The 8377-nt window shown below is 70.6% G+C and carries 11 protein-coding genes; 2 read left to right on the forward strand and 9 right to left on the reverse strand.

The window, feature by feature from the left end:
- Positions 1-164: 164 nt before the first annotated feature.
- Positions 165-824 (forward strand): O-methyltransferase, encoded by a 660-nt coding sequence (locus Q1B24_RS20510; RefSeq protein ID WP_299932259.1) that lies wholly within the window; start codon positions 165-167, stop codon positions 822-824.
- A 48-nt stretch (positions 825-872) separates the two neighbouring features.
- On the opposite strand, the gene Q1B24_RS20515 is transcribed toward Q1B24_RS20510, so the two are convergent.
- From Q1B24_RS20515 to Q1B24_RS20525, 3 genes are read right to left on the reverse strand one after another with little or no spacing between them, the layout of a single operon-like run.
- Positions 873-1211: a hypothetical protein gene (locus Q1B24_RS20515; protein WP_299932262.1), complete on the reverse strand. Its 339-nt coding sequence runs from the start codon at positions 1209-1211 to the stop codon at positions 873-875.
- Positions 1211-2776 (reverse strand): M17 family metallopeptidase, encoded by a 1566-nt coding sequence (locus tag Q1B24_RS20520; RefSeq protein ID WP_299932265.1) that lies wholly within the window; start codon positions 2774-2776, stop codon positions 1211-1213. The genes Q1B24_RS20515 and Q1B24_RS20520 overlap by 1 nt, the downstream gene beginning before the upstream one ends.
- Positions 2777-2778: 2 nt before the next feature.
- On the reverse strand, positions 2779-2946 hold the full coding sequence (locus tag Q1B24_RS20525) for a DUF3117 domain-containing protein (protein ID WP_082602897.1): 168 nt from the start codon (positions 2944-2946) through the stop codon (positions 2779-2781).
- A gap of 181 nt (positions 2947-3127) precedes the next feature.
- Here Q1B24_RS20525 and Q1B24_RS20530 point away from each other — a divergent pair, with 181 nt between their 5' ends.
- Positions 3128-3928 (forward strand): enoyl-CoA hydratase-related protein, encoded by an 801-nt coding sequence (locus tag Q1B24_RS20530; RefSeq protein WP_299932277.1) that lies wholly within the window; start codon positions 3128-3130, stop codon positions 3926-3928.
- Between the two features lie 2 nt (positions 3929-3930).
- On the opposite strand, the gene Q1B24_RS20535 is transcribed toward Q1B24_RS20530, so the two are convergent.
- The 6 genes from Q1B24_RS20535 to Q1B24_RS20560 form a co-directional block, all read right to left on the reverse strand.
- Positions 3931-4698, reverse strand: coding sequence for a M14 family zinc carboxypeptidase (locus tag Q1B24_RS20535; protein ID WP_299932280.1), 768 nt, complete (start codon positions 4696-4698; stop codon positions 3931-3933).
- Positions 4698-5120: a hypothetical protein gene (locus Q1B24_RS20540; protein WP_299932283.1), complete on the reverse strand. Its 423-nt coding sequence runs from the start codon at positions 5118-5120 to the stop codon at positions 4698-4700. Before Q1B24_RS20540 ends, Q1B24_RS20535 begins: the two co-directional genes overlap by 1 nt.
- A 16-nt stretch (positions 5121-5136) precedes the next feature.
- Complete coding sequence (locus tag Q1B24_RS20545; protein ID WP_299932286.1) at positions 5137-5472, reverse strand: DivIVA domain-containing protein; 336 nt, start codon at positions 5470-5472, stop codon at positions 5137-5139.
- Positions 5469-6227, reverse strand: a complete 759-nt coding sequence (locus tag Q1B24_RS20550) for a TIGR00730 family Rossman fold protein (protein WP_299932289.1) — start codon at positions 6225-6227, stop codon at positions 5469-5471. Before Q1B24_RS20550 ends, Q1B24_RS20545 begins: the two co-directional genes overlap by 4 nt.
- A gap of 188 nt (positions 6228-6415) precedes the next feature.
- Positions 6416-6658 carry a helix-turn-helix transcriptional regulator gene (locus tag Q1B24_RS20555; RefSeq protein ID WP_299932292.1) on the reverse strand — a complete coding sequence of 81 codons (243 nt, stop codon included), beginning with the start codon at positions 6656-6658 and terminating at the stop codon, positions 6416-6418.
- A 360-nt stretch (positions 6659-7018) separates the two neighbouring features.
- Positions 7019-8224, reverse strand: a complete 1206-nt coding sequence (locus Q1B24_RS20560; protein ID WP_299932295.1) for a type II toxin-antitoxin system death-on-curing family toxin — start codon at positions 8222-8224, stop codon at positions 7019-7021.
- Positions 8225-8377 lie beyond the last annotated feature (153 nt).

Below are 8377 nucleotides of genomic sequence, written 5' to 3' on the forward strand. Positions count from 1 at the left end.
ACGGTTCGATGTCCTTCCTGACGGTAGGTACCCCGCCTGAGAGTTCCCTGTGAACACCATGCGGTCCGGCCAAGAACTCCTGCCCGGGTCACCGCCTCCAACGAGCGAGGGGGCCCGTGTGTTCCCGGCCACGTGGCACGGCTGCTGCGCGATAGAGTCGCCGCGTGCCGAACCACACCCCCCCGATCAAGCCCGCGAGCTGGTCCTACGCCGAGACGTTCGTGGCCGAGGACGAGCTCCTGGCCGCCGCCCGCAGCCGAGCCGAGGAGGTGGGCGTGGCCCCCGTCGGGCCCGGCGTGGGCGCGGCCCTGCGCTTCCTCGCCTCCGTGCTCGACGCACGTGCGGTGGTGGAGGTCGGCACCGGCACCGGTGTCTCCGGCCTGTGGCTGCTGCGCGGCATGCGCGCCGACGGCGTGCTCACGACCGTCGACATCGAGGCCGAGCACCAGCGCCTCGCCAAGGAGACCTTCACCGAGGCCGGGATCCCGGGCAACCGTGCGCGCACCATCGCCGGCGCCGGGCTCGACGTGCTCCCCCGCCTCACCGACGGCCACTACGACCTCGTGTTCTGCGACGGGGACAAGCGCGAGTACGCCGCGTACCTGAAGGAGGCGCTCCGCCTGCTGCGCCCGGGCGGGATCGTGGCGTTCGACAACGCGCTGTGGCACGACCGGGTTGCCGACCCCGCACAGCGTGACGAGGAGACCGTCACCATCCGCGACCTCGGCCGGGCCATCCTCGAGCACGACGACCTGGTGCCCGTGCTCCTGCCCGTCGGCGACGGCCTGCTGGCGGCGAAGAAGGAGTGGGCCCCCGAGGCCTGATCCGGCTCGACCCGGCTCGACCCGGCTCGAACCGTCCAGGTCCGGGCGTCAGAGGCGCGGGGCGGCGGTGAAGCCGTCCCAGCCCTCGGCGACGGCGACGACGTCGCACGCCTCGACGAGGATCGGCGGGCTGCCGATGATCCGGGTGCCGGGAGCCTCCGCGGCCCCCTCGGTGAACGTGCGCTGGAACTCCTCGCGCGCCTCGCTGGTGGCGAAGACGTAGCAGCCCTCGAACCACTCGCCCGGCACCTGGCGCCAGGTCTTGAAGCGCAGCCCGGCCATCCCGGTGAACCGGGCGTGCGAGGTCTCGGCGACGTAGGACGCCAGCTGCTCCTCCACCCCCGCGGGCGCGTCGAGGAGCGACCAGCGGACGGTGAGCCCGAGCATCAGGCGATCCCGGCCAGCGGGTCGTCCGAGCCCAACCAGGCCAGGAGCAGGCGCGGACCCCAGCCGCTGGGCCCGGCCGTCCACTCGTAGCGGTCGGCGGGTGACTCCGCGGCGGAGGCGAAGTCGATGTGGGCCCAGGGCACGTCGCCGGCGAAGTGCTGCAGGAAGAGGGCCGCGGTGATCGCGCCGGCGCCGCCCGCGGCGTTGTCGCCGTCGGCGATCTTGGAGGCGACCTTGTCCTCGTAGTCGGCGACCAGCGGCATCCGCCAGGTGTTCTCCCCCGACGCGGTCGCAGCGGCGCTCACGTGGTCGGCGAGGCCCTCGTGGTTGGCGAAGTAGCCGCCGGTCCACTGGCCGAGCGACACCTTCATCGCACCGGTCAGCGTCGCGATGTCGACCAGGGCGGCCGGGGCGAGCTCGCTGACGGCGTACGCCATCGCGTCGGCCAGGACGAGCCTGCCCTCGGCGTCGGTGTTGTTGACCTCGGAGGTGCGGCCCCCGAAGTGGGTGATGACGTCGCCGGGACGCATCGCGGAACCGCTGACGGCGTTCTCGGCGGCGGGCACGAGGCCGACCACGCGGACCGGGCAGTCGACGTCGCGGAGCGCGGCCATCGTCGCGATGACGGCGCCGCCGCCGCTCATGTCGCGCTTCATCGTCAGCATGCCCTCGCTGGGCTTGATGTCGAGGCCGCCGGTGTCGAAGGTGATGCCCTTGCCGACGATGACCACCGTCGGCATGCGCTTGGTGGCCCCGCGGGGGGTGTAGTCCATGCGGATCAGCCGGGGCTCGTTGACCGAGCCGCCGCCGACGGCACGGATGCCACCGAAGCCCTCGGCCTCCAGCCGCGCGTCGTCCCAGACCTGCACGTCCAGGCCGGCGGCCTCGCCGACCTCGATGGCCTGCTCGGCCAGCCATGCCGGCGTCTTGAGGTTGGCCGGGACCGTGGCCAGGGTGCGCGAGCGCCAACCGGCACCGCCCAGCGCGATCGCGCGGGCGAGCTCGTCGTCGGCCCCGTCGTCGTCGACACCTGCCAGCACGATCCGGGCGACCGGACGCTCCCTGGGCCCGGTGGAGCGCCAGTGGAAGCCGAACGAGCCGAGCATCGCTCCCACGACGAAGGCGCCGAGGCCCTCGACGGGAGCGATCGCCGCCAGCGACGTCGCGGCGCTGGCGCGGTCCTTGGTCGCGCGGGCGAGCGTGGCGCCGGCCCGGCGGAGGTCGGTGGGGGTCGCCTCACCGACGCCGACCAGGAGCACCAGCCCGGGCCCGTCGGACGCGTCCTCGGAGCCGGCCGTGGCTCGGGCCCCGGAGGTCGCGCGACCGACCGGGACCGTCGTGAGCTCGCCCGTGCGGCCGGTCGCCCGCGCCGCCTCGAGCGCGGCGAGGAGGTCGACGCCGAGGGCCTCACCGGCCTCGTCGGCACCCGGCCCGAGAAGCGGACCGTCCTCTCCCGGCAGGACCGGGAACGCCCAGACCTCCGCGCCCCCGATCTGGTGCGGCAGCGCGGGGCTCAGCGCGAACCCGGGCGGGGAGACCTGAGGCGGCAGCGAGGTGGTGGGCACGATCAGCCGACGACGCCCTTGAGGGCATCACCGAGAGCCGTGGCCTCATCGGCGTTGAGCTCCACCACCAGCCGTCCCCCGCCCTCGAGCGGGACCCGCATGACGATGCCGCGCCCCTCCTTGGTGACCTCGAGCGGTCCGTCGCCCGTGCGGGGCTTCATGGCGGCCATCGGCGCACCCTCTTCCTGGTTCAGCCATCACTGGATGTGGCTCTTCACATGCGAAACGAGGCGGCTGAGTCGTGCTGGCCACCTCGATCGGCGTCGTACGACGTCCATTATCCCCCATGACCCGCGTGATCGGCACCACAGGGCGAACCGACACCCGATGTTCGTCGGGCAGACTGCGCCCATGACGACCTCCGAGGCCCCCGTCCTGCTCCACGTACAGGACGGCATCGCGACCATCACGCTCAACCGCGCCGAGGCGATGAACGGCCTCGACGTCGCCACGAAGGACCTCCTGCGCGACACCGTCCACCGGGTCGCCGACGACCCGGAGGTGCGGTGCGTGGTGCTCACCGGCAGCGGCCGCGCCTTCTGCGTGGGCCAGGACCTCAAGGAGCACCTCGCCGGGCTGAAGGGCGAGGCGGACGTCCCCCTCTCCGACACCGTCGAGCAGCACTACAACCCGATCGTGCTGGCCCTCTCGACGATGCCGAAGCCCGTGATCGCGGCGGTCAACGGCGTCGCGGCCGGCGCCGGGGCCAGCCTGGCCTTCGCCGCCGACTTCCGGATCGTCGTCGACTCCGCCGGCTTCAACACCTCCTTCGCGGGCGTCGCGCTCTCGTGCGACACCGGGTCGAGCTGGACGCTGCCCCGCCTCGTCGGCCGCGCCAAGGCCATGGAGCTGCTCTACTTCCCGCGCACCGTGTCCGCCCAGGAGGCACTCGAGCTCGGGCTGGCCACCCAGGTCGTCACGGCCGAGGAGCTGCCGCAGGCCGTGGCCGAGCTGGCGTCCCGCCTGGCGTCCGGCCCGACCGTCGCCTTCGGCTCCATCCGGCAGGCGGTGGCGTACGCCGCTGCGCACCCGCTGGAGGAGTCGCTGGCCTTCGAGGCCGACAAGATGGCGCTGACCGGCGGGACCGAGGACCATCTCGCGGCCGTCGACGCGTTCATGGCCAAGCAGAAGCCGGCCTTCCACGGCCGCTGAGCTCAGTCCCGGCGCGCGCGGTGGGCGCCGATCGCGCCGAGCAGCTGCCGGGGCGCCTGGACGGCCATCCGGTGCCGCGGGGGCCGGCCGCCGTACTCGACGGTGAGCGCCGAGCCGCGGAAGTGGCGGTTGAACCACATCGTCATCGTGCCGTGGCACAGCCCGCCGCAGTCGAGGGACGTCCGCGGCAGCCGCAGCGCCCGCGCCAGGCGGCGCGCGAAGCCGGCGTCCTTGGTGTCGGTGTCGACGCCGTGCAGCGGCTGGTGGAAGCTGATCACGCGGCGCGGGTCGACCTCGTCGAGGAAGGTCATCACCGCCCGCGTCTCCGGCTCGCTCGCCGGCCGCGGGCCGGACTCGTAGGTGCCGTCGAGGTCGGCCCACTGGTAGGGGAAGTTGCGGTTGAGGTCCACGCCGCGGGCGTTGCGCCGGGTGCCGCGGGCCAGCCCGTCGGGGTTGTACGTCGGCACCACCCACAGGTCGACGCCGCGGACCGGTCGACCGTCGCGCAGGGTCTCCAGGATCCGGCGGGTGTGCGGCTCGTCGCCGTGCATCGTCGAGACGAGCACCATGCGCCGCTTGCCCGGCTCGCCGAGGCGCCACGCCCGGATCGGGCGCCCCTTCACCGAGTGGCCGATCGTGCGCACCTCGACGACGGCCGGGCGGGCGCCGGGTCCGGCGCCGACGACCGCTGCCTGGGCCGGCAGGGCGAGCCCGGTGGCGGTGAGCGCCAGCGCGACGGCGTACGCCGACCAGTGGCGCAGGGCCGCCATCACACGGCTGCCGTGAGGTAGGCGTAGGTGAACACGAGGACACCGACGACCATGCCGAGGTGGGCCAGCAGGGACAGCCCGGGGCCGTCGCTCCACGAGTCCCCGGCAGCCGCGGGCGCGTGCCGACCCCTGGCCGGGAGCCAGCGCATGAGGATCAGCAGCCCGCAGATGGCGGTCACCCACCAGAAGGCGATCGCGAGGATCCCGACGAACGGTCCCCCGACGAAGGAGTCCTCCGGGGCGAGCAGCACGCCCAGCCACAGGACGAGGGCGACCACCCCCGCCACGAAGTGCGTCAGCGGCACGCGGCTGCTGATGGAGAAGCGGCCCGCCGCGGCCTCGCCCCGGAGACGGAGCCGGGTCAGCACGATCGCCACGGCGGCGAGGGCCGTGAGGATCCAGACGACGATCGGGAACGACATGACGGGGCAGTCTGCCCTAGACGCGAGGTGGCTCGCCAGACGAGGCGGAGCTGTCCGGACCGGCGCCGGGCTCGTCCCTTGGCTCACCCCCGGGCTCGTCCTCGGACCGGTCCTCGAGCTCGCTCGCGAGCCGCGCGAGCAGGACGTCGACGTCGGACATCCGGTAGCCGCGCAGCGCCAGCGGGAACCGCACGGTGCGCAGGTCCTGCGCCCCGAGGGGGCGGTCGGCGGGCAGCGCGAGGTCAGGACGGTCGTCGTACGCAGGGGGCATCGAACCGCCTCGCCCGGAGGCCACCATCGCGACACCCCCCATGGCCAGGACGACGAGGACCGCGAAGAACCACATCATCATTCGGGCTGCTCCGGCTCGGGCGTGGGCCAGCGGTCCTCGCGCGCGGCCACCATCAGCGACACCGCCTCGTCGACGTCGTCGGTGAGCACCATCATGTCGAGGTCGGCCTCGTTGACCTTGCCCTCGGCCAGCACCGTCTCGCGCAGCCAGCCGATGAGGCCCGACCAGTAGGACGTGCCGAGGAGCACGATGGGGAACGACGTCACCTTGCGCGTCTGCACCAGGGTCAGCGCCTCGAAGAGCTCGTCGAGGGTGCCGAGGCCGCCGGGCAGGACGACGAAGCCCTGGGAGTACTTGACGAACATCGTCTTGCGCGCGAAGAAGTAGCGGAAGTTGATGCCCTTGTCGACCCACTGGTTGAGACCGGACTCGAAGGGCAGCTCGATGCCGAGGCCGACGCTGGCACCCCCGGCCTCGCAGGCGCCCTTGTTGGCGGCCTCCATCGCACCGGGGCCGCCGCCGGTGATGACGGCGAAGCCGGCCTCGACCAGCTTGCGGCCCACCTCCTCCCCGATCGCGTAGAACGGGTGGTCGGCCGGGGTGCGGGCGGAGCCGAAGACCGCGATGGCCGGGCCGGTCTCCGCCAGGGCGCCGAAGCCCTCGACGAACTCCGCCTGGATCCTCAGCACGCGCCATGGATCGGTATGAAGCCAATCCGTAGAACCCCTTGAATCGAGCAACCGTTGATCCGTGGTGCTCTCATCGTGGATCTGTCCACGTCGCTCGACGACTGGACCCTTCACTCGTTCTGTCACGACGCCATCCGCCCATAACCGCAGGTCAGAGCTAGGTTTCGTCGCGTCAGCTTATGAGATTGCGAGCATCCGAAGGTCACGCTCGCACACTATCCAACGGCCAGCAGCACCCGCCGGGGCGGCGGTGACAGGCGAAGACCCATCGCGGCGCGGGGCTCTTGCGCATCCAATAGAACTCGCTATGCGCGTCAAGGCATGCGCGCACGCTCGGCATCTTTCAGGAGCTCCGACAGGCGGAGTCCCAGGCTCTGGGCGAGCCGATCCGCCACATCGAGCGTCATGCTCCGCTGACCACGTTCGATCAAGCCGATTGAGGTCCGGTGCACGCCTGCCTCGTCTGCAAGCCTCTCCATCGACCAACCGAGTTCGCGCCGCTCACTGGCGAGACGCCCCGCGATCAGCCGGGAGAGTTCGGCATCGCGGGAGGTCACTGGAGGACGCTAGGGATACGCCGCGCGATCTGTCACCGAGACTATAGTCTCGGGGCATGAACGACGAAGCGCCGTGGGCGGCAGCAGCGAGAGAAGTCGCTGCGAGCGCACCCCCGCTGAGCCTGGAGTCCACAGAGGAACTGATTGCGAAACTCAAGGTGCTCGCCGCGCAGCGGGCCGCTCAGGAGCCCGACTCGGTCGCCAGAAGAGAGCGCCTAAATGACCTCCGGACAGAGATGCGCCTGACCTGCGAGAGGTACCTGGGTGGCGAGATTGAACTGACTGCCCTTGTTAGGCGCCTTCGCTTCCTAGAGCGAGAACGCGACGGCTTCGGGCGAGGTTCAACCCAACGCTCCGGGGTTAGAGCTTCGCCAGGCGGCGCAAGATCCTGCGGTACTCCAAGATGAACTCGCCCGCGGGTCGAGGGTCACCGTCGTAGAAGGCGCTCGAGTCCACTCCATGCTCATCGTCGAGCTGCAACGCGGTTCGCAGCCGTCGCAGGTCGCCGCGATTCACCTCTCGCCCCTCGTCGCCGTAGACAACCTGGCACTGCAGGGTCCGCTTCCGTTTGCCGAACCCGAGGGACCGGCGCTCTTCGACGTCGCGGTAGAGGTTCATTCGGTTGCCGACATTCTTTGCCTGTTCGCACCGAACTCCGTACTCGCCCAGCATCTTCCGCAGCTGGTGCCACTTGATAATCCGCTCGCCGTGCGACAGCTGGCGGGTGTTCGCCTTGGTCCATTCGGCCATGGCAAGCACCTCTCTGTCTGGCAACTCCGGCCAATCGCGCGGGACAAGGCGGTGCTGAGACACCTTCAAGATGAACCGGAAGAGGTCCTCGTCGCTGCATGTGACGACGAACCCGTTCTCATCTAGGAAGACGAGGTACGCAACGAGCGCGGTTCGCTTGTTCCCATTCCAGAACGCGTGGTTGTTGACCAAGGAGTGAGCCAGCGCCGCAGCTGCTAGCTCAACAGAGGGGTACTTCAGCGTGCCATCGAGACCTGTCCGGGGTCGTTCGCATGCGGAAGACAGCAGGTCGTCTGAACGAGTACCCGGGGTGTCGATGGGGTTGTCTGTCTGAAGGAAGTCGTCGAACAGCTGCTGGTGGATGTCTCGGACCTCCGCGTCCTCCAAGTAATGGAGGTCTCTGGGACGGCCGACGCACCTCCACTCGACCGGGGGCGGTGGAGCACTATCGATCCCGTGGCGCTTGCGACTCGCGCGAACCGACTCCGCCTTGGCGATCTCGACTACGAAGGCACCCGCCCGTTCGAACTTCCGCATCGCGGCAACGCCCCCCTTCGGAAGCGTGCGGGCGCCAATTGACAACTCGAGACCCTCGCCGGCCAAGAGCTCGCGGAGCTTGCGATCGTCGATGTCGAGGCGGTTGCACCAGTAATTTACAGAGTTGAGTTCTCTTTTCGAGGCGAGCCCCAAGGCACTCCGAGCCTGGCTCAGCACTGCCGGACGGATCGCGTCGCTTGGACGCCGCACACTGTCGAGTCCTGCATCCCACAGGGTCACGAGCGCCTCGTCTATGTCGAGGCCTGCCTCGACAGCCAAGTCGGCCACGGTATGGCGCGCAGCCACATCTCCCCCATATCCACGTTCTCACGCGACGGTTACAGCCAGGTCCTCCCCTAAGCCTCGATCCACCGATGGGCACGGTTGGGATGGGTTGATTGTCGCCGTCGTGGGGTGAGTGTTCGGTGGCGT

Origin of the sequence: uncultured Nocardioides sp. (assembly GCF_947488025.1) — a bacterium.
Lineage (GTDB): Bacteria > Actinomycetota > Actinomycetes > Propionibacteriales > Nocardioidaceae > Nocardioides.